Below are 19,943 nucleotides of genomic sequence, written 5' to 3' on the forward strand. Positions count from 1 at the left end.
ACGTTTCCCCACGAAGCGAACGCTCGTTGAGACCACCGTGAGCTACCGAACCCTCAGAAACCGAGCGGCCGGGCGGCCCTGGACGGCCGCCGTACCGCTGCTCACCGGCGCCGTCCTGCTCTCCGGCTGCCAGCTGCCCGGCGGCTGGACGTCGGACGCGCCGCGCTCCCCGCGCGAGGTCGTACGGGTGGATCCGGACGACGGCGCGCGCGGCGTGCGCGCGGGCCACCGCATCGAGGTACGCGTACCGGACGGGCGCCTGGAACGGGTCGAGGTCACCCGGGCGGGGGACACCGGCAGCGCGCCGGTGCCCGGCCGGCTCTCCCGCGACGGGCTCGGCTGGCGCTCGGCCGGCGCCCCGCTCGCGCTCGGCTCCCGGTACACCGTCGAGGCCGTGGCGCTGGACGGGCAGGGGCGGCGCACCGCCCGGCACACGACCTTCACCACGTACGTGCCCGAGCACCGCGTCGTCGGCTTCTTCCGGCCCGAGCACCGCTCCACCGTCGGCACCGGAATGATCGTCTCCTTCGACTTCAACCGCCCGGTGCGCGACCGCGCCGCCGTAGAGCGGGCCGTCTCCGTCACCGCGCGCCCCGCTGTCCGCATCGCTCCCCACTGGTTCGGCGCGCGCCGGCTGGACTTCCGGCCCCGGGAGCGCTGGCGGCCGGGCACGGAGGTGACGATGGCGCTGCGGCTGCGGGACGTGCGTGCGGCGCCCGGGGTGTACGGGATCCAGCACAAGACCGTCCGTTTCCGGATCGGCCGGGATCAGACCAGCGTGGTTGACGCCGCCGCGCACACCATGACCGTACGGCGCGCGGGGACGCCGCCGGTGACCCTGCCGGTCACCGCCGGGGACCAGGACAACCCCACATACAACGGCCGGATGGTGATCCTGGAACGGCATCCGATGACCCGGATGGACGGCGGCACGGTCGGTTTCGGTGGTGAGTACGACATCCCCGATGTGCCGCACGCGCTGCGCCTGACCACGTCGGGGACGTTCCTGCACGGGAACTACTGGGCGGCGCGGGGGACGTTCGGCGGCGCCAACACCAGCCACGGGTGCGTCGGGCTGCGGGACGAGCAGGGCGGCAGCCCGTCCACGCCGGCGGGGTGGTTCTACCGCAACTCGCTGATCGGCGACATCGTCGAGGTGATCCGCTCGCGCGACGCGACGGTGGCACCGGACAACGGGCTGGGCGGCTGGAACATGCCGTGGGAGGAGTGGCTGCGGGGCTCCGCCGTCCGCTGATCCCGGGGGCCGCGCGGGCACCGACCGCACCGTTATCCGGTCGACTTGACCGCCCGCGCGGCCCCCTCGCGCACGTCCCGTACCACCGTCACCACTTGGGACGAAACGGTGACATGTCCGGGGAGTCCGTCCTCGTCCCCGGTGTGGTTATCTGGCGGCAGCCGCGCGCGTGGCCCGTGCCGCGCGCCGCGGATGCGGGCCGTGCGAGGGGAAAAGAGGCCAAGTCTTGGACGTGCAGCCGATATGGGGGGCGCCGCGAGGGCGGTTTCGGCGGCGGCAGGGGGGAAGGGTCCTGCTCGCTCCGGTGCTCGGGGCGCTGATGGTACTGGTGGCCGCGTGCGGCGGCAGCGGGGGAGACAAGGACGGGGACAAGGACGCGGCGTCGCAGGCCGCGGTGAAGATCTCGCCGAAGGACGGCGCCGAGGACGTCGCCACGAGCGGCGCCCTGAAGGTGACGGTGGACAAGGGCACGCTGAAGTCCGTGACGGTCAAGGACGCCAAGGGCAACACCGTCGACGGCCGGCTCTCCAAGGGCGGCGGCGTCTGGCGGCCGGTCGGGCACCTCGGCGCGTCGACGGAGTACACGGTCGACGCGGTCGCGAAGGACGCCGAGGGCCGCGAGGCCGCCGAGCACGCCGCCTTCACGACCCTGGTGCCCAAGAACACCTTCGTCGGGCGCCACGTCCCGGAGAACGGGCAGACGGTCGGTGTCGGAATGCCGGTCGATGTGCGCTTCACGCGCGGCATCACGCACCCGAAGGCCGTGGAGAACGCGATCAAGGTGACGGCCGAGCCGTCGGTGCCCATCGAGGGCCGCTGGTTCGGCAACGACCGCCTGGAGTTCCGCCCGGAGAAGTACTGGAAGCCGGGCACGAAGGTCACCCTGACCATGAACCTCAACGGGGTCGAGGGCCGCCCCGGGGTCTACGGGACGCAGACCAAGAAGGTCACCTTCACCGTCGGCCGCAGTCAGATCAGCACGGTCGACGCGGCCTCGCACCAGATGACCGTGGTCCGCGACGGCAAGAAGATCAAGACGCTGCCGATCACCTCGGGCGCGCCGGGCACCGAGACGTACAACGGCAAGATGGTCATCAGCGAGAAGCACCCGGTGACGCGGATGAACGGCGACACCGTGGGCTTCGGCGGCGAGTACGACATCAAGGACGTGCCGCACGCGATGCGGCTCAGCGACTCCGGCACGTTCATCCACGGCAACTACTGGTCCGGGCAGTGGACCTTCGGCAACCGCAACGCCAGCCACGGCTGCGTGGGCCTCTTCGACTACCGCGGCGGCAGCACGTCCACGCCCGCCGGGTGGTTCTACGGCAACTCCATGATCGGTGACCTGGTCGTCGTCAAGAACTCGCACGACCGCACCATCCAGCCGGAGAACGGCCTGAACGTGTGGAACATGCCGTGGAAGGAGTGGAAGGCGGGAGACTAGCGACGCCTGCCCCTGGGTATCCCCCAGTAGGGGGCCCCGGGGGCTGCACAAGTAGGCGGGGCGCCGCGTTCGAAACGCCTCCGGCCACTGTGACCAAGTGCACCGGCGCCGTTCGCGTGAACGGCTATTAACCTGCCCTCATGACTGTGAACTTCGAGGTGGCCGACGGCGTCGGCACCGTCCGCCTGGACCGTCCGCCCATGAACGCGCTGGACACCGCCACCCAGGACCGGCTGCGCGAGCTGGCCGAGGAGGCCACCCGCCGCGACGACGTCCGCGCGGTGGTGATCTGGGGCGGCGAGAAGGTGTTCGCGGCCGGCGCGGACATCAAGGAGATGCAGGTGATGGACCACGCGGCGATGGTCGCCCGGTCCAAGGCGCTGCAGGACTCCTTCACCGCCGTGGCCCGCATCCCCAAGCCCGTGGTGGCCGCGGTGACCGGGTACGCGCTCGGCGGCGGCTGCGAGCTCGCGCTCTGCGCCGACTTCCGCATCGCGGCGGAGAACGCCAAGCTCGGCCAGCCCGAGATCCTGCTCGGCCTGATCCCGGGCGCGGGCGGCACCCAGCGCCTCGCCCGCCTCATCGGCCCGTCCAAGGCCAAGGACCTGATCTTCACCGGCCGTCAGGTGAAGGCCGACGAGGCGCTCGCCCTCGGGCTGGTGGACCGGGTGGTTCCCGCCGAAGAGGTGTACGCGCAGGCGCACGCCTGGGCGGCCCGGCTCGCCGTCGGCCCGGCGATCGCGCTGCGTGCCGCGAAGGAGTCGGTGGACGCCGGTTTGGAGACCGACATCGACACCGGGCTGACCATCGAACGGAACTGGTTCGCAGGCTTGTTCGCCACCGAGGACCGCGCGACGGGCATGCGCAGTTTCGTCGAGGAGGGCCCGGGCAAGGCCAAGTTCCTCTGATAAGAGCGGTGTTGGTGGTACGGATGGGATCGGGCATGCACGGCCCGTGCTCCTTGCGGGCGAATGAAGTGAGGCTCAAGGGGGCCTTATGTCATCGCCGCGCGCCGGTCCCGGCGATCGCCTGCGAGCGGGCTGCCGCGCAGGTCAGACGGGTCGCGCGGGGGTGTTGACTGCCCTTGGCATATGTCGGTGAGGGGTGCGGGAACCGCGGATTCCGGGCGACCGATTCCAGCGGTTCCGCCCCCGTACCGTGCCCGTTGCGTCCATGATGGTGGCATGGCGGGCCTCGAAGGAACGGAGCAGCCGCGGCCGGGGACCGGCACGGCTGCCGCGCGACGGTTTCTGCCCGCCCAGGACGTGGAGGGGGAGAGGGCGAGGGTGACGGCTGCCGCTCGGGGTGACGGAGCGATCCAGATGCTCGATCTCATCGGCGATCCCGCCCACGAAGAGGTACGACTGCCCTCGCGTCCCGAATCCGCCGCCACGGCCCGCAGATTGACGCAGTCCGTCCTGCTGAAGCAGTGGTCGCTGACGCCCCAGCTCGCCGAGCACGCCGTGCTGCTCGTCTCGGAGCTGGTCGGCAACGCCGTACGGCACACCGGCGCCCGGTCGTTCGGCCTGCGGATGCTGCGCCGCCGCGGCTGGATCCGCGTCGAGGTGCGCGACCCGTCCCGCGGGCTGCCCTGTCTGATGCCGGTCCACGAGCTGGACGTGAGCGGCCGCGGGCTCTTCCTCGTGGACAAGCTCTCCGACCGCTGGGGCGTGGACCTGCTGCCGCGCGGCAAGACGACGTGGTTCGAGATGCGGGTGACGGACCGCGCGTGACGGATCGCGCGTAACGGACCGCGTGTGACGGATCGCGTGGGCCGCGCGGGAAAACGTGACTGGGGCCCTTCCGCGTTGTCCGCGGAACGGGCCCCAGTAATCCGCGCCGATGGACGGAAGGGGTGTGCCCACGGCGCCGTGCGACCTGGCCCGGGTCAATGGGGGGTCGTTGCCCCGACTATCGCAGGCGGGGCGGGCGGCTGCCAAAAGGGCATATCGGTCGGTCTCGGGGCGTACGGGGAGTAAGTCGCGGTTGATCGAAGGTGAGTTGCGCCACCGGCCTTTCAATCACCGACCCCGGCCGGGAATCGCTGAGTAATTACGTACCGGCGTTCCCTCGTGGGAGCGGGCCGGTACGGTCCGTAGGATGGGCGCCGAGCCGCTCGCCCGTGGGCGGCACCGGACACCGGGGAGGGAGCGGCCGCATGGGAGCGACGGGACGTGCGCACCGCTCGGCGGCCTGGACGCTGCTCCTCCTCCTGACGGTGGTCTTCGCGCCGCTGCTGTGCGGCACGTCCGGCGGCCCGGCCGCGGCGCCGGCCGCAGCCGCGTCCATGACGGCGCCGGCCGCCTCCGCCGTCACAGCGGCGCCGGTCTCCGTGGCGGCGCCGGTCTCCGCAGTCCGGCCGGTCTCCGAAGCCGCGCCCGCACCCGTCGCCGCCTCCGCCCCCAAGAAGTGCGCGCCGCGCGACGCGCCCGGGCAGGGCGAGACCCCGCCCGCGCCCGCCACGCACCGCGGCGAACCGCTCGCGGCGCCCGCGGTCACCCCGGTCCCGTACCTCTCCCACGACCCCGCGTGCTGCGCGCTCGCCCGGCCGCCCACCGGCCCGGCGCCCGCCACCGATCCCTGCGCCCTCCTGCCCGTACTGCGGATATAGCGCCGCCGCGCGATCCGGTCCGTCCGTTGGACCGGTCGTCGCTCTCCGGCAGCAACCCCGGTATCCGCATCCGTACGTCAGGAGCACACCCATGTCCGCAACCGCTTCACCGGGCCGCCGCCTCGCGGCCGTCGGCGCGATCCTCGCCCTCATCGTCGGCCTCGTCGCCCTGGGCATCGCCGTCGGCACGGCCGTCGAGGGCGGCGGCAGCCACCGGGCCGCCGAGCCCGGACCCGCCGCGTCCGTCGAGACCGAGGACCCCGGCGGCCGCCAGAAGATGTACGACGACCTCGCGAAGCAGACCTCGCGCCGGGAGAAGGGCGACGCACTGGCGATCGGCCGCACCGACGCGCCGGTCGTGCTCGTCGAGTACGCCGATTACCAGTGCGGCTTCTGCGGCCGCTTCGCCCGCGAGACCCAGCCCGAACTGATCGAGAAGTACGTGGACGAGGGCGTCCTGCGCATCGAGTTCCGCAACTTCACCCTCTACGGCGAGGACTCCGAGCGGGCGGCCCGGGCGTCCTGGGCCGCCGGGCAGCAGGGCAGGTTCTGGGAGCTGCACGACGCGCTGTACGCCAAGAGCCGCAAGGGCTCGGCGCTCGCCGAGGGCAAGTTGGTCGAGCTGGCGCGGGACAGCGGCGTGAAGGACATCGACCGCTTCCGGCGCGACATGAAGAGCGACGCGTCGGCGGCCGCGCTGGACCGCGACCAGCAGGAGGGCTACCAGCTCGGCGTGCAGTCCACGCCGTCGTTCCTGGTCAACGGGGCGCCGATCGCCGGCGCCCAGCCCACCGCCACCTTCACCCAGGCCATCGACGAGGCCGCCGACCGGGTGGGGAAGAGCGGGGCGGGGAAGAGCGGGGGCGGCAAGTGACCGACATCGGCTACCTCGCCGCCTTCCTGGGCGGCGCCCTCGCCCTGCTCAGCCCGTGCAGCGCGCTGCTGCTGCCGGCCTTCTTCGCGTACTCGCTCGCCACGCCCGGCCGGCTGCTGGCCCGTACCGGCGTGTTCTACCTGGGCCTGTCGGTCACGCTGGTGCCGCTCGGCGCCGCCAGCACCGCCGCGAGCCGGCTCTTCAACGGCCACCGCGACCTGCTCATCGCCGTCGGCGGCTGGGTGGTGATCGCGATGGGCGTGCTGCAGATCCTGGGGCTGGGCTTCGCGTCCCGCCGTGCGCAGTCCGCCGCCGCCCGGATCACCCCCCGCTCCGCCGTCTCGACCTTCCTCCTGGGCTGCGTCTACGGCCTCGCGGGCTTCTGCGCCGGGCCGATCCTGGGCGCCGTGCTCACGGTCACGGCGGTCAGCGGCTCGCCCGTGTACGGCGCGTCGATGCTCGCGGTGTACGCGCTGGGGATGGCGCTGCCGCTGTTCGTCCTGGCCCTGCTCTGGGACCGTTTTCAGCTCGGGCGGCGCGGCTGGCTGCGCGGCCGCGAATTCGGCGTCGGGCCGCTGCGCCTGCACACCACTTCGCTGATCTCCGGGCTGTTCTTCATCGGCATCGGAATTCTTTTCCTGGCGTTCAACGGCACGAGTGCGCTGCCCGGAATTCTGGACACCGAATCCGAATTCCGGCTGGAGGAATGGGTGTCCGGCGTCGCCGCCGCCGTGCCGGATTCCGTACTGATCGCGGCGGCCGCGCTCGTGGTCGCGGCGGTGCTCGGCCGGATCGCGCTGCGTCCGGAAAAGCAGACGAAGGACTGATCCCACCCATGGGGGACGCGTAGGGCCATTCGGCTCATATCCGGGGCGGCGGCCGGTGACCTTCCGTGGCGTACGCGGGATGGCGCCGGCCGGCCGCTACGTTGCCGTGCCATGGACGCCCTCCTCTTCGCCGGTCTCTTCGCCACGCTCCTGTGCATCGTGGGCCAGCGGAGCCGGCTGGCGGTGGTCGCGGTGTGGTCGGCGATGTTCGCCGCCGTCGTGTGGCTGATGGCGCATCATGTCAGCGGAATTCTCGCGCTCGGTCTCGCGCAATGAACCGCGCCGCGTCCCGCCGGGGCGCAATGAATCGCGCCGCGCCCCGCCGGTCCGTTCCCGCCGGCGGACCGGAAACGGCTGGACCGACGACTGGACCGGAGTTTTCTTTGTCATGAGTGCACTGCTGACCGGGCGGATGACCACGCCGATGAGTACGCCGGCGATTCCCGCACTGGATCCCGGGCCGCCGGGAATCATCGCCCGCGCGCAGTACTGGTTCGCCTGCCTCTTCGTGACCGGCTGGACCGCGGTGCTCTGCGCCGGGCTGTACCTCCAGTTCGTCGCCGGGGAAGCGCCGTGCCCGCTCTGCGTCGTACAGCGGATGTTCATGGTGCTGGCGCTGCTGGGCGCCGCGCACATCGTCCGGCAGGGGCTGCGCGGCGCGGTGCCGCGCCGGGACTACCTCATGGGGTGGGGGCTCGCGCTGGTCGGCTGCACGGCCGGTTCGCTGGCGGCGGGTTGGCAGGCGCTGCCGTACCTCCTGCTCGGCGGCCGGGCGCACGGCGGCGGGCCCCACGGCGGCGCGGCGTACGGCAGCGGGGCGTACGGTGACGCGGTCCAAGGGCTGCCGGCCGGCGTCTGGGCGTGGCTGTTCTTCCAGGCGTCCGTGCTCGCGATCGCCGCCGTGCTGGTCACCTCGCACCTCACCACGGCGCGGCGGATCCCCACGCAGGGCCTGCACCGCACGGCGGGGCAGGCCGCGCTGCTGCTCGCCGGAGTGGTCATCGCGGTGAGCGCGGTGGCCGTCTTCCTCCAGACGGGACTGCACGCCTTCCTGCCCGTCGCCCCCAGCCGCTACCAGCTCCTGTACGACCTGGGGATGCGAGGCTGAGGCGCGCGGGCCGTCAGGCCGTGCGGCGCAGGGGTGGGTGCGGGTGGGCGTCCGCCCGGCGTCGGCGGTCGTTGCACAGCAGGCACTTGCCGTACCCCGGCGGCAGCGGGTCTTCGGGGTCGCCGTACAGCGGGTCCACCGCGCCGTGCGGATGCGCGGCGCAGCCGGTCGGGCTGCCGGTCGGCCCGTCGTCGGAGCCGAGCGATCCGGCGGCGGTCAGGGCGCGCCGCAGGACGTCGACCAGTTGGTCGGCGTCCCGTCGGCTGGGGGCCGTCTGCAGGCCCGAGGCGAGGTCGGCGGCGAGGGTGAGCGCGGTCTGGAGTTCGCGCAGGTCTGCGTGACTCATGCTCCGGAGCGTAGGCGCACCCACTGACAGTTGATCTTCCGATCGCACTTGGTGGCATCCCATGGCCCGATGCATGCCCGTCGGCGGCCACGATTCACCGTCCCGTGGCGGAAGACCCTCTTGCGGGGGCATGACATTTTCCGTGCCGGACGGGGAGCGCCCGGGCAGGGGCCCGGCGGCCGGCCGGGCCCCCGCGCCGCCTCAGGGCGCGATCGGCAGTTCGCGCTTGTGGGCCGTCAGGCGATAGCGGCGCACGATCGTCTCGTACGTCTGCTCGCTGACCGGCTTGCCCTCCAGGAAGTCGTCGATGTCGTCGTACGTGACGCCGAGCGCGTCCTCGTCCGCCTTGCCCGGGTCCAGCGTCTCCAGGTCGGCGGTCGGGGTCTTCCAGACCAGCTCGGCGGGGGCGCCGAGGGCCTCGGCCACCGCGCGCACCCGGCGCTTGGTCAGGCCGGTCAGCGGCACCAGGTCGGCGGCGCCGTCGCCGAACTTGGTGAAGAAGCCGGACACCGCCTCGGCGGCGTGGTCGGTGCCCACGACCAGGCCCTCCCGGGCGCCGGCCACCGCGTACTGGGCGATCATGCGCTGCCGGGCCTTGATGTTGCCCTGCACGAAGTCCTGGTGGTGGGCGTCGCGGAAGGCCGCCCCGCCCTCCAGTACGGCTTGCAGCGCGGCGTCGCTGGCCGGCTTCACGTCGACCGTGAGCAGCTGGTCGGCCTTGATGAAGGAGAGCGCGAGCTGCGCGTCGTGCTCGTCGGCCTGGACGCCGTAGGGCAGCCGCATGGCGTAGAACGTCGCGTCGTGCCCCGTCGCCCGGGCCCGCTCCACCGCGAGCTGGCAGAGCCGGCCCGCGGTGGTGGAGTCCACGCCGCCGCTGATGCCGAGCACCAGGGAGCGCAGCCCCGTGCCGGTCAGCCGCTCGGTGAGGAAGGCCACCCGGCGCTCGATCTCCTCGTGCGCGTCGAAGGACGCGGACACCTGGAGATCCCTGGCGATCTCCTGCTGCAGGCTCATGGACGCCGGGTCGGTCACGGTGGCTCCTCGTGGTCTCGCTGTGGCGCCGGGGCCCGCGGAGGGGCGGGCGGCACCGGCACACAGGCGCGTACGTACGAGGAAACTCTATTCGGCGTTCGCCCACTCCTTGAGAGCGGCCTTGCTGGAGAACTGGCCGACGTTCTTGTCGATCGGGCTGTCGGTGTACTGGTGGAAGCGCCACCTGGCCTTGATGCGCGGGTGGCCCGCGCTGACGTAGTCCGCTATCCACAGGCCGTCGCCCGCGTAGGACGTGGTGTCGTGGTTGAGCCAGAAGTCGCGGTTGCAGTACAGGAGCACCCGGTGGCGGTCCGGGCGCAGGGCCTTCACCTCGCGGATGAACTGGTCCTTCTGTGCGTTGCTCGCGTACGTCCCGGCGCTGGTGCGCTCCCAGTCCACTATCAGCACGTCGCCCAGTCTGGACGCGCACTTGTCGACGAAGTACCGGGCCTGCGCCGCGATGTTCCCCGGCCACAGGAAGTGGTAGAAGCCGACCACGCAGCCCGCCTCGCGGGCCCGCGACGCCTGGGAGCTCTGGTGGGGGTTGATGTAGGAGCGGCCCTCGGTGGCCTTGATGAAGACGAAGTCCAAGCCCTTGGTGGAGTACGTGGGCTGGTACGAGCTGACGTCGACGCCGTGCAGCATTGCAATCCTCCCGCAACCGTGCGATCACCAAGCGTCACTGCGAGTCCTTCATGGACATGCCCGCTGACGCAAGGTCTCAAAGGTCTTCCTGCCGTATTGGCCGTGCTCGCTGTCCCCCTCAACGTCCCCCGTGCACGACGGCTGTGCACGCTGCGTGACAAGTGCCGTCGATCGTCAAACGCCGCCAGGCGTGCGGGAGTTCCCGCGGGTAATACGGTGACGGGGTACGGGCGGGCGCGCAAGCAAAAAACGGCAACGGGTCCGACCCGCAAGGGTCGGACCCGTCATGGGGGCAGAAGGTCAGGCCGGGGGGCGGGGCGCGTAGCGCGCCACCAGCGCGCCCAGCGACGCCAGCGCAATCAGCATTACGAGAATCACCACCGTCGCCTGCCCCGAACTCCCCAGGGCATTCCGTGACCTGAGTCACATGTGGTTTCGAGGAGGGCGACGGGCCGCGTGCCGCTCACCGGGCAGGCCGGTACCGCTCAGCACTCGATGATGTTGACCGCCAGTCCGCCGCGTGCCGTCTCCTTGTACTTCACGCTCATGTCGGCGCCGGTCTCCTTCATGGTCTTGATGACCTTGTCGAGGGAGACGTGGTGCCGGCCGTCGCCGCGCAGCGCCATGCGTGCCGCGGTGACCGCCTTGGCCGAGGCCATGCCGTTGCGCTCGATGCACGGGATCTGCACCAGGCCGCCGACCGGGTCGCAGGTCAGCCCGAGGTTGTGCTCCATGCCGATCTCCGCGGCGTTCTCCACCTGCTCCGGGGAGCCGCCCAGTACCTCCGCCAGGCCGCCCGCCGCCATCGAGCAGGCCGAGCCGACCTCGCCCTGGCAGCCGACCTCGGCGCCGGAGATGGAGGCGTTCTCCTTGAAGAGCATGCCGATGGCGCCCGCGGCCAGCAGGAAGCGGACCACGCCCTCCTCGTCCGCGCCGGGCACGAAGTTCATGTAGTAGTGCAGGACGGCGGGGATGATGCCGGCCGCGCCGTTGGTGGGCGCGGTCACGACCCGGCCGCCCGCCGCGTTCTCCTCGTTGACGGCCATCGCGTAGAGCGTGACCCACTCCATGGCGCGGGCCTGCGGGTCGCCCTCGGAGCGCAGCGCGCGGGCCGCGTTCGCGGCGCGCCGGCGCACCTTCAGGCCGCCGGGCAGGATGCCCTCGCGGCTGGTGCCGCGGCTGACGCACGCCTGCATGACGTGCCAGATCTCCAGCAGCCCGGCGCGGATCTCCTCCTCCGTGCGCCACGCCTTCTCGTTCTCCAGCATCAGCGCGGAGATCGACAGGCCGGTCTCCCGGGCGAGCCGCAGCAGCTCGTCGCCGGTGCGGAAGGGGTACTTCAGCACGGTGTCGTCGAGCACGATGCGGTCGGCGCCGACCGCGTCCTCGTCCACGACGAAGCCGCCGCCCACCGAGTAGTACGTCTTCTCCAGCAGCGGGGCGCCGTGCGCGTCGTACGCGAAGAGGGTCATGCCGTTGGCGTGGTACGGCAGCGAGCGGCGGCGGTGCAGGATCAGCTCGGTCGACTCGTCGAAGTCGATCTCGTGCACATCGCCTATCTCGGCGTCCAGCAGCCGCAGCCGCTTCGTCGTGCGGATGCGCTCCACCATCGCGTCGGCCTTCTCGACGTCGACGGTGCGCGGCGAGTGGCCCTCCAGGCCCAGCAGCACGGCCTTGGGGGTGCCGTGGCCGTGCCCGGTGGCGCCGAGCGAGCCGAACAGCTCGGCCCGTACGGACGTGGTCTGCGCGAGGAGGCCGTCCTTCTTGAGGCGGCCCACGAACATCCGTGCCGCGCGCATCGGGCCGACCGTATGGGAGGAGGACGGGCCGATGCCGATGGAGAAAAGATCGAAGACGGAGATGGCCACGGTGGCGGACTCCTTTGTCTGCTCAGGGTGGGCGAGGGAGCGGGATACGTGCCGCGGGGCACGCGCCGCGGGAGCAGGCTGTTAACGGCGTAGATGGGACGTTTCTTCGCCGACTGTCGAGCCTAACGCGACCGAGGGGGCCTACGGGGCGGTCACTTCCTGTGGCGAGGCGCACAGGCCACGGGCCCGGGGACAGGATGCCCCGGGCCCGTGAAGCCCGTACGACCGCCGGATGGCGTTACTTGCCCAGCGCGGGGTACAGCGGGTGCTTGTCGGCGAGGGCGGTGACCCGGGCCTTCAGCGCCGCGGCGTCGAAGTCGGGCTTCAGCGTCTCGGCGATGATGTCGGCGACCTCGCGGAAGTCCTCGGCCTGGAAGCCGCGGGTGGCCAGGGCCGGGGTGCCGATCCGCAGGCCCGAGGTGACCATCGGGGGCCGCGGGTCGTTCGGGACGGCGTTGCGGTTGACCGTGATGCCGACCTCGTGGAGGCGGTCCTCGGCCTGCTGGCCGTCCAGCTCGCTGTCGCGCAGGTCGACCAGGACCAGGTGCACGTCGGTGCCGCCGGACAGGACGGAGACGCCGTGCTCGGTGACGTCGCCCTGTACCAGGCGCTCGGCGAGGATCTTGGCGCCCTCGACCGTGCGGCTCTGGCGCTCCTTGAAGTCCTCCGAGGCGGCGACCTTGAAGGAGACCGCCTTCGCCGCGATCACGTGCTCCAGGGGGCCGCCCTGGAAGCCCGGGAAGACGGACGAGTTGAGCTTCTTCGCGAAGTCCTTCTTGGCGAGGATGATGCCGCCGCGCGGGCCGCCCAGCGTCTTGTGGGTGGTGGAGGTGACGACGTCCGCGTACGGAACCGGGTTCGGGTGCAGACCGGCCGCGACCAGACCCGCGAAGTGCGCCATGTCGACCCACAGAGCGGCCTCGACCTCGTCGGCGATCCGGCGGAACTCCGCGAAGTCCAGCTGCCGCGGGTACGCCGACCAGCCCGCGATGATCACCTTCGGGCGGTGCTCCTTGGCGAGCCGCTCCAGCTCGGCCATGTCGACCAGACCGGTCGTGGCGTCCACGTGGTACGCGACCACGTTGAACTGCTTGCCGGAGAAGTTCAGCCGCATCCCGTGGGTCAGGTGGCCGCCGTGCGCCAGGTCCAGACCGAGGATGGTGTCGCCGGGCTTGGCCAGTGCGAACAGCGCGGCCTGGTTGGCGGAGGCGCCGGAGTGGGGCTGCACGTTGGCGTACTCGGCGCCGAACAGTTCCTTGACCCGGTCGATGGCGATCTGCTCGGCGACATCGACGTGCTCGCAGCCGCCGTAGTAGCGGCGGCCGGGGTAGCCCTCGGCGTACTTGTTGGTGAGGACCGAGCCCTGCGCCTCCATGACGGCGACCGGAGCGAAGTTCTCCGACGCGATCATTTCGAGGGTGGACTGCTGACGGTGGAGTTCGGCGTCGACAGCGGCGGCGACGTCGGGGTCGAGCTCATGGAGGGAGCTGTTGAGAAGCGACATGAGTCTTCCTGGGTGGGAGACACGGAGAGGGGCGGCGGGGCCCCTTTCCGTACGGCGGGCGGGCGTGGGTCAGCCTGCGGTGAAAGCGGTGTACTCGTCGGCGGAGAGCAGGTCCTCCGGCTCGCCGCTCAGCTTCACCTTGAACAGCCAGCCGCCCTCGAAGGGGGCGGAATTCACCAGCGACGGGTCGTTCGCCACGTCCTCGTTGATCTCCGTGACCTCACCGTCGACCGGGGAGTAGAGATCGCTGACGGACTTGGTCGACTCCAGCTCGCCGCAGGACTCACCCGCGGTGACGGTGTCGCCGACCTCGGGGAGCTGGGCGTAGACGACATCGCCGAGCGCGTTGGCCGCGTGCTCGGTGATGCCGACCGTCGAGACGCCGTCCACGGCGGCCGACAGCCACTCGTGCTCCTTGCTGTACCGGAGCTGCTGGGGGTTGCTCATGGTTCGATTCTCCTGGATGCGGGGGAATGGTCGTGCAGAGGGTCTTGACAGGTGAGACGCGAACGCGTCACTTCTACCGGCCGTACGGGTGCCGCGCGGCCGATTCTCCTGGCCTCGGTGGGCCGTGCGGTCACTTCTCCCGCTTGTAGAAGGGCAGCGCGACGACCTCGTACGGCTCGTGCTTGCCGCGGATGTCCACGGCGACGCCCTTCGTGCCCGGCTCGGCGTGCGCCGCGTCCACGTACGCCATCGCGACCGGCTTGCCGAGGGTGGGGGAGGGGGCGCCGGAGGTGACGGTGCCGATGGCGGTGCCCTCGGCGTCCACGACCGGGTAGCCCGCGCGCGGCACGCGGCGGCCCTCGGCGATCAGCCCGACCAGCTTGCGCGGCGGGTTCTGCTCGGCGCGCTCGGCGGCCGCCGCCAGCGCGTCCCGGCCCACGAAGCGGCCCTCGTTCCCGGCCTTCTCGAACTTCACGACGCGGCCCAGGCCCGCGTCGAACGGCGTCAGGGAGGTGGACAGCTCGTTCCCGTACAGCGGCATGCCCGCCTCCAGGCGCAGCGTGTCGCGGCAGGACAGGCCGCAGGGGACCAGCCCGGCGTCCTTGCCCGCCTCGGTCAGCGCCTCCCACAGCGCGACCGCGTCGGCGGGCCGGACGAACAGCTCGAAGCCGTCCTCGCCGGTGTAGCCGGTGCGGGCGATCAGCGCGGAGACGCCCGCGACGGTGCCCGGCAGACCGGCGTAGTACTTGAGACCGTCCAGGTCGGCGTCGGTGAGCGACTTCAGGATGCCCGCGGACTCCGGGCCCTGGACGGCGAGCAGCGCGTACGCGTCGCGGTCGTCCCGCACGGCGGCGTCGAAGCCGGCCTGCCGCCGGGTGAGCGCGTCCAGCACGACCTGCGCGTTGGAGGCGTTGGCCACGACCATGTACTCCCGGTCGGCCAGCCGGTAGACGATCAGGTCGTCCAGGATGCCGCCGTCCTCCTGGCAGATCATCGTGTACCGGGCGCGGCCCACCGCGACCTTGCCGATGTTGCCGACCAGCGCGTAGTCGAGGAGGTCGGCCGCCTGCGGGCCGGTGACGGTGATCTCGCCCATGTGGGAGAGGTCGAAGAGGCCGGCGCGGGTGCGGACGGCGACGTGCTCGTCGCGCTCGCTGCCGTAACGCAGCGGCATGTCCCAGCCGGCGAAGTCGGTCATGGTCGCGCCGAGGGCGCGATGCGTGGCATCGAGCGCGGTCTGGCGGGGTTCAGGCATGGCAGCGGGCTCCCGGGATGGACGACAGGGACGTATCGGACGTCTCCCCATCTGTCATCGGAACCTGAGAGGTTCACCGACAGCCCCCGTCGGGGGCTTCGGCTTGCACCTTGGGTGGGGCCGCACCCGGGCGGCCCGCTTTTCAGATCTGCCTCGTCCGCGCAGTACAGGGGCCTGAGAGATTCAAGGGAGTACTTGCTCCTTCGGCGCCCCGCCGTGGCTTGGCGGGAACTCTCCCGCGCGGATTCAAGCGGCCGGTATGCAGTTGGGCGCCGGTGTGCGGTCACGGTGCACGTGGCGCGCACATCATTGCACGGGAGCGCCGGATAGCCGAGCCCCGGCCCGCACGCCCCGGAGAACCCGCCATGACCTGCCCTCCGCTTGAAGCTCATTACCTTTTCTTGACACTCTGCGGGTAAGCGCCTGGGACTGCACCACGGTGCACGCGCAGGCTTCGACGGGGGATCCGGGGAACGGGACGGGGAGGGCGATCACGGTGCAGAGGCAAGCCGCATACGCGACGACGTCGGGGGTCGCGCGCGGCGCGGTGCCGCGCCGGGCACGCGCGCCCAAGGCGGTGGTGCGCCCCGGCCGCGGCGCCCCCGTGACGGATCTGCGCGGAACGGAGGGGGACCGGGCCGTCCGCGCGCTGGACTTCCCCGCCCGCGGCCTGGTGGTGGTCTCGGGCCTGCCGGGCAGCGGCAAGAGCACCCTCATGCAGCGCGTGGTGCCCGCGCTGGACCGGGCCGGCGCGCCCGTCCACCGCATCGACTCCCAGGACGTACGGGAGCGCTGGGCGGCCGGCCGGCTCGGCGCGCTGCCGTACGGCCTGGTCAGGCCGCTGGTGCGGGTCGCGCACTACTACGGCCTGCGGCAGGCGCTGCGCTCCGGCGGCAGCGTGGTCGTGCACGACTGCGGCACGCTCGCCTGGGTGCGCCGCTGGATCGCGCGCACCGCCCGGCGGGACGGCCGCGAGCTGCATCTGCTGCTGCTCGACGTGGCGCCGGAGGTGGCCCTGTCCGGGCAGCGGGCCAGGGGCCGCGGCGTGTCCGGTTACGCCTTCGCGCGGCACCGGCGCGCGGTCCGGCGGCTGCTGGCCAGGGCCCGGTCGGCCCGGCTCCCGAAGGGGTTCACGGCGACGGTGCTGCTGGACCGGCGGGCCGCGGACGCGCTGGAGCGGACGACCTTCGGCTGACGGGACCCGCCCGTTCCGCGCTCGGGTGTACGACAGCCGAGAGAGCTCGCGTGTGAGACGGCCGAGAGAAAACGGCCGGTCGGACGCTAGGGTTTCCGACCAGGCAGCGCGGTACGAAGCGGGTGGTGACCATGGACATTCCGGAGCAGAGCATCCCTGGGCAGGGCATGACCGACCAGAGCATTCCGCAGTTGGCCTGGCCGGCCAACGAGCTGGAAGAGGTGCTCGCCGCGTCGGTCGGCCACCCCCATGCCGGCGCCCGGATCGTCGAGGTGCTCGGCCGCAGCCGGGTATGGGTGCCGCTGCCCAAGGGCGGCGGCCCCGAGAGCGCCGGCTTCGGCCGGCCCGGCCTGGACCTGCCCACGGTGGAGCTCCCCGACGGCCTGGCGTACGTCCCCGTCTTCAGCTCGGAGCAGGAGTTCCTGCGGGTCGTCGGGGCGCACATGCCGTGCACGGTCGCGCCGGCCCGCGAGTTCGCCCGCGGCCTGCCGCCGAAGATCGGCATCGCGGTGAACCCGGACGGCACGGTCGGCGTGCCGCTGCCGCCGCCCGCCGTGGCCGAGCTGTGCCGCGGTGACGTGCCGCGCGAGGGCCTGCCCTCCGGCGGCCGGGTGCGGCTGTACGAGCCGGACTGGCAGGACGAGCCGGTGGACTTCCTCGCCGCGGCGGGCCTGGAGTTCTCCGGCGTCCCGTACGTCACCACCGCCCGCCGCTGCCTGGCGAACATCGAGGGCGACGCGCCCACACTCTTCGTCGGCGTGCAGGTCGCCGACCCGGCGGCCGCGATCCAGGACCAGGCGCAGCGGGACGGGGCGCTCGCCGCCCTGGGCCGGGCGCTCGGCGCCGTACCGGTGCCCTGGCCGGTCCAGCTGGTCATGCTGGACATCGCGCAGGACCCGGTCGTGGACTGGATGCGGGAGCGGGTCCGGCCGTTCTACGCCCAGGACCTGGTGTAGCGCCGCGGCCGTACGGAGACGGACCGGCGGCCCGGACCGGGGCGGAACGCGCGCGCCCGGCACCGGCCGGGCGCCGGACCCGCCCTGAGAGCCTGTGTCATGCCCCCGGCCGGGCGCCCGCCGCCTGGCACGCACGCTCGCGGCGTTGCCGAAACGCCCTAGTAGCTCCGCTACGAGGACGCTCCGGCGCCTTGCGATCGCACGCACCAGACGACGTTCGCTGATCCGACCGGGGGCATGACACAGGCTCTAAGCTGGTGCAATGACCGGGCGGGCGCCCCCACGTGCCTGCCGAGAGAAGGGACGGGGACACGTGAGCGCGGGTGCGCATCAGGGAGCGGCGGGCGGCCAGGTCGAGCAGGTGCTGCAGCAGGTCTCGCCCGGCCGCTACGACGCCTACGAGGCGCTGCTGCAGGCGCTGGCCGGGGGCCAGGTGTGGATGCTGCTGTGGCAGGGCGGCGCCGGGGCCCCCGATGCGCAGTACGGCAACATGGAGGTCGACGGGCTCGGCTACGCCCCGTGCGTGACCTCCCCGGCGGAGCTCGCGGCCAGCGGCTGGAGCCGCGCCCACGAAGTGGTCTCCGGGCCGGAGATCGCCGCCGCGCTCTACCCCGACCGCTGGGGCCTGTGGCTGAACCCGCACGCGCCGGGCGGCGGCGTCGGCATCCCCTGGCTGGACCTGCGCCGGATCGCCGGCGGCCTGGACCGGCTGCCCGCCGGGCCGCTGCGGATCACCGAACCGGCCGTGGAGATCCCGCAGTTCTACGCCCTCCTCGGGCAGAACGCGCACCGCACCCCCGCCGTCCGCTCGCTGCGCCGCGCCTGGGTGCAGCCCGCGCTCGGCGTCCCGTACCTGGCGATCGGCCTGGAGCTGTACGACACGGGGCCGGCCGCCGTGGAGTCCGTACGGCTGATGATGCAGCAGTCCATCGGCGCGGTTCCGGAGGGACTGCCCGTCTCGACGGTGGCGATGGACGACGAATACGACCCGGTCGGCATGTGGATGCGTGCCTACGCCCGCCCCTTCTTCGACCGCGGGGCACAGGACCCCGCCGCCGCCCCGGCCGCCTCGTACGGCTACGGCTACCCCCGCCCTTACTGAGGTCACCCGCGCCCTTCACCGCGGCGCGAAAGCGCCGTCGCCCCGCGCGCCGTCGCGTGCCGAATTGCCCTCCTGTGTACCGTCGTTGAGGTCACCTCCGGGAGGGTGTACGAACCGCTCAGCCGTCCCGGATGTCCGTATAACGGAATGCCGTGGAGCACATCACAGTTGCGCATCCTTTCCCCGGCAGGGCTGGTGACTGATCGCGACTCGGATGAAGACTCCCGCAGCAGGGTCTGGACCCTGTGTGCGACGGGCAACGACCGCTGTCGCGCGGACATCCGAAAAACGCTGAGCTGCAAGACCTCCGGACCGTCCGCCGGCGCGCACACCAGTGATGTGAACCGAGCCGCCGACGCGGCGGACATGGGCCGGCCAGAGCGCGGCCGAGAGGGGTCTAAGGCACGTGACCGCACCGATCGAGACCACCGGCGCGGCTGCCGAGGCGCAGCCGGAAGCGGTGCTGGAAGGCGTGCCGAGCAAGCGGATCGAGGGCCGCTCGCTCGGCCAGATCGCCTGGCTGCGCTTCAAGCGCGACAAGGTCGCGGTGGCCGGTGCCATCGTTGTCATCCTCCTCATCGTGATCGCGGCGCTCTCCCGGCCCCTGCAGTCACTCCTCGGCCTGGACCCGAACGAGCCGAATCAGTCGCTGATCGACCCCAACACCACCCTGCCGCTCGGCGACTTCGGCGGCATGAGCGGGAGCCACCCGCTCGGCGTGGACCCCAAGTTCGGCCGCGACCTGCTCGCGCGGGTCCTGGAGGGCTCCTGGGTCTCGCTGATCGTGGCGTTCGGCGCGACGCTGCTGTCGGTGGCGATCGGCACGGTCCTCGGCGTGGTGGCGGGCTACTACCGCGGCCGGGTGGACGCGGTGATCAGCCGGATGATGGACGTCTTCCTGGCGTTCCCGCTGCTGCTCTTCGCCATCGCCATCTCCGCCTCGCTGCAGGGCGGCGCCTTCGGCCTGGAGGGCCTGCCGCTGCACATCTCGGTCCTGATCTTCGTGATCGGCTTCTTCAACTGGCCGTACATGGGCCGCATCGTGCGGGCCCAGACGCTGTCGCTGCGGGAGCGCGAATTCGTCGACGCGGCCCGGGGGATGGGCGCACGCGGCCCGTTCATCCTCTTCCGGGAGCTGCTGCCGAACCTGGTGGGGCCCATCGTCGTGTACTCCACGCTGCTGATCCCCTCGAACATCCTCTTCGAGGCGGCGCTCAGCTTCCTCGGCGTCGGTATCCAGCCTCCCCAGTCCTCCTGGGGCGGAATGCTGAACCAGGCGGTCAAGTACTACGAGGTCGACCCGCAGTACATGCTCGTCCCCGGCCTCGCGATCTTCGTCACCGTACTCGCGTTCAACCTGCTCGGTGACGGCCTGAGGGACGCGCTGGACCCGCGCAGCCGCTGACACACCTCCGGCAGCGCCGGGAGGTCCGGCAGTTCCACCGAAGTTTCCGACGAACGAAGGGGAAAC

20 protein-coding genes and 1 riboswitch are annotated in these 19,943 nt (G+C 72.0%); of the genes, 13 read left to right on the top strand and 7 right to left on the bottom strand.

The genetic code is table 11. The annotated features are described in order from the left end of the window. Nucleotides 1–37: 37 nt before the first annotated feature. The 9 genes from ACZ4MH_RS31525 to ACZ4MH_RS31565 all read left to right on the top strand — a co-directional run bounded on the left by ACZ4MH_RS31525 (nucleotide 38) and on the right by ACZ4MH_RS31565 (nucleotide 8,122). Entirely contained in the window at nucleotides 38–1,255 is a 1,218-nt protein-coding gene (locus ACZ4MH_RS31525; protein ID WP_351591638.1) for a L,D-transpeptidase, read from the top strand. Nucleotides 1,256–1,481: 226 nt separating this feature from the next. Further along, complete coding sequence (locus ACZ4MH_RS31530; RefSeq protein ID WP_351591635.1) at nucleotides 1,482–2,702, top strand: L,D-transpeptidase; 1,221 nt, start codon at nucleotides 1,482–1,484, stop codon at nucleotides 2,700–2,702. Nucleotides 2,703–2,842: 140 nt separating this feature from the next. Next, the gene (locus tag ACZ4MH_RS31535; protein ID WP_351591633.1) at nucleotides 2,843–3,610 is read left to right on the top strand and encodes an enoyl-CoA hydratase/isomerase family protein; all 768 of its coding nucleotides are present in this window, start codon (nucleotides 2,843–2,845) and stop codon (nucleotides 3,608–3,610) included. Between the two features lie 276 nt (nucleotides 3,611–3,886). Further along, entirely contained in the window at nucleotides 3,887–4,435 is a 549-nt protein-coding gene (locus ACZ4MH_RS31540; RefSeq protein ID WP_351591630.1) for an ATP-binding protein, read from the top strand. A 425-nt stretch (nucleotides 4,436–4,860) separates the two neighbouring features. Next, nucleotides 4,861–5,313, top strand: coding sequence for a hypothetical protein (locus tag ACZ4MH_RS31545; RefSeq protein ID WP_467754812.1), 453 nt, complete (start codon nucleotides 4,861–4,863; stop codon nucleotides 5,311–5,313). A gap of 91 nt (nucleotides 5,314–5,404) precedes the next feature. Beyond that, nucleotides 5,405–6,187, top strand: a complete 783-nt coding sequence (locus ACZ4MH_RS31550) for a DsbA family protein (protein ID WP_351589898.1) — start codon at nucleotides 5,405–5,407, stop codon at nucleotides 6,185–6,187. Beyond that, a complete protein-coding gene (locus ACZ4MH_RS31555) occupies nucleotides 6,184–7,014 on the top strand; it encodes a cytochrome c biogenesis CcdA family protein (protein ID WP_351589901.1) in 831 nt (276 codons plus the stop codon). Before ACZ4MH_RS31550 ends, ACZ4MH_RS31555 begins: the two co-directional genes overlap by 4 nt. A gap of 111 nt (nucleotides 7,015–7,125) precedes the next feature. After that, the gene (locus tag ACZ4MH_RS31560; protein WP_351589904.1) at nucleotides 7,126–7,290 is read left to right on the top strand and encodes a DUF5993 family protein; all 165 of its coding nucleotides are present in this window, start codon (nucleotides 7,126–7,128) and stop codon (nucleotides 7,288–7,290) included. A gap of 112 nt (nucleotides 7,291–7,402) precedes the next feature. Further along, the gene (locus ACZ4MH_RS31565; protein ID WP_351589907.1) at nucleotides 7,403–8,122 is read left to right on the top strand and encodes a disulfide bond formation protein B; all 720 of its coding nucleotides are present in this window, start codon (nucleotides 7,403–7,405) and stop codon (nucleotides 8,120–8,122) included. A gap of 13 nt (nucleotides 8,123–8,135) precedes the next feature. Here the strand turns inward: ACZ4MH_RS31565 and ACZ4MH_RS31570 are convergent, their stop codons facing one another. From ACZ4MH_RS31570 to gcvT, 7 genes are all read right to left on the bottom strand, one after another. Beyond that, nucleotides 8,136–8,468 carry a hypothetical protein gene (locus ACZ4MH_RS31570; RefSeq protein ID WP_351589910.1) on the bottom strand — a complete coding sequence of 111 codons (333 nt, stop codon included), beginning with the start codon at nucleotides 8,466–8,468 and terminating at the stop codon, nucleotides 8,136–8,138. A 201-nt stretch (nucleotides 8,469–8,669) separates the two neighbouring features. Further along, the gene (nadE, locus tag ACZ4MH_RS31575) at nucleotides 8,670–9,500 is read right to left on the bottom strand and encodes an ammonia-dependent NAD(+) synthetase (RefSeq protein WP_351589913.1); all 831 of its coding nucleotides are present in this window, start codon (nucleotides 9,498–9,500) and stop codon (nucleotides 8,670–8,672) included. Nucleotides 9,501–9,587: 87 nt separating this feature from the next. Continuing rightward, complete coding sequence (locus ACZ4MH_RS31580; protein ID WP_351589916.1) at nucleotides 9,588–10,145, bottom strand: GH25 family lysozyme; 558 nt, start codon at nucleotides 10,143–10,145, stop codon at nucleotides 9,588–9,590. A 485-nt stretch (nucleotides 10,146–10,630) separates the two neighbouring features. Next, entirely contained in the window at nucleotides 10,631–12,013 is a 1,383-nt protein-coding gene (locus tag ACZ4MH_RS31585) for an L-serine ammonia-lyase (protein WP_351589919.1), read from the bottom strand. A 238-nt stretch (nucleotides 12,014–12,251) separates the two neighbouring features. Then, nucleotides 12,252–13,517 carry a serine hydroxymethyltransferase gene (gene glyA, locus ACZ4MH_RS31590; protein ID WP_351589922.1) on the bottom strand — a complete coding sequence of 422 codons (1,266 nt, stop codon included), beginning with the start codon at nucleotides 13,515–13,517 and terminating at the stop codon, nucleotides 12,252–12,254. A gap of 69 nt (nucleotides 13,518–13,586) precedes the next feature. Continuing rightward, nucleotides 13,587–13,964 (bottom strand): glycine cleavage system protein GcvH, encoded by a 378-nt coding sequence (gene gcvH / locus ACZ4MH_RS31595; protein WP_351589925.1) that lies wholly within the window; start codon nucleotides 13,962–13,964, stop codon nucleotides 13,587–13,589. A gap of 130 nt (nucleotides 13,965–14,094) precedes the next feature. After that, nucleotides 14,095–15,219, bottom strand: coding sequence for a glycine cleavage system aminomethyltransferase GcvT (gene gcvT / locus ACZ4MH_RS31600; RefSeq protein ID WP_351589928.1), 1,125 nt, complete (start codon nucleotides 15,217–15,219; stop codon nucleotides 14,095–14,097). Nucleotides 15,220–15,371: 152 nt separating this feature from the next. After that, a riboswitch (glycine riboswitch) is annotated at nucleotides 15,372–15,468 on the bottom strand. 241 nt (nucleotides 15,469–15,709) lie between these two features. Between gcvT and ACZ4MH_RS31605 the strand changes: the two genes are divergently transcribed. The 4 genes from ACZ4MH_RS31605 to ACZ4MH_RS31620 all read left to right on the top strand — a co-directional run bounded on the left by ACZ4MH_RS31605 (nucleotide 15,710) and on the right by ACZ4MH_RS31620 (nucleotide 19,877). Then, nucleotides 15,710–16,414 (top strand): AAA family ATPase, encoded by a 705-nt coding sequence (locus tag ACZ4MH_RS31605; RefSeq protein WP_351590061.1) that lies wholly within the window; start codon nucleotides 15,710–15,712, stop codon nucleotides 16,412–16,414. A gap of 131 nt (nucleotides 16,415–16,545) precedes the next feature. Further along, on the top strand, nucleotides 16,546–17,370 hold the full coding sequence (locus ACZ4MH_RS31610; protein ID WP_467754815.1) for an enhanced serine sensitivity protein SseB: 825 nt from the start codon (nucleotides 16,546–16,548) through the stop codon (nucleotides 17,368–17,370). 313 nt (nucleotides 17,371–17,683) lie between these two features. Further along, nucleotides 17,684–18,472: an enhanced serine sensitivity protein SseB C-terminal domain-containing protein gene (locus tag ACZ4MH_RS31615; protein ID WP_351589930.1), complete on the top strand. Its 789-nt coding sequence runs from the start codon at nucleotides 17,684–17,686 to the stop codon at nucleotides 18,470–18,472. A 406-nt stretch (nucleotides 18,473–18,878) separates the two neighbouring features. Next, nucleotides 18,879–19,877, top strand: a complete 999-nt coding sequence (locus ACZ4MH_RS31620; RefSeq protein ID WP_351589933.1) for an ABC transporter permease — start codon at nucleotides 18,879–18,881, stop codon at nucleotides 19,875–19,877. Nucleotides 19,878–19,943: the final 66 nt, after the last annotated feature.

The sequence above is a fragment of the Streptomyces sp. NPDC026301 genome (assembly GCF_055567935.1).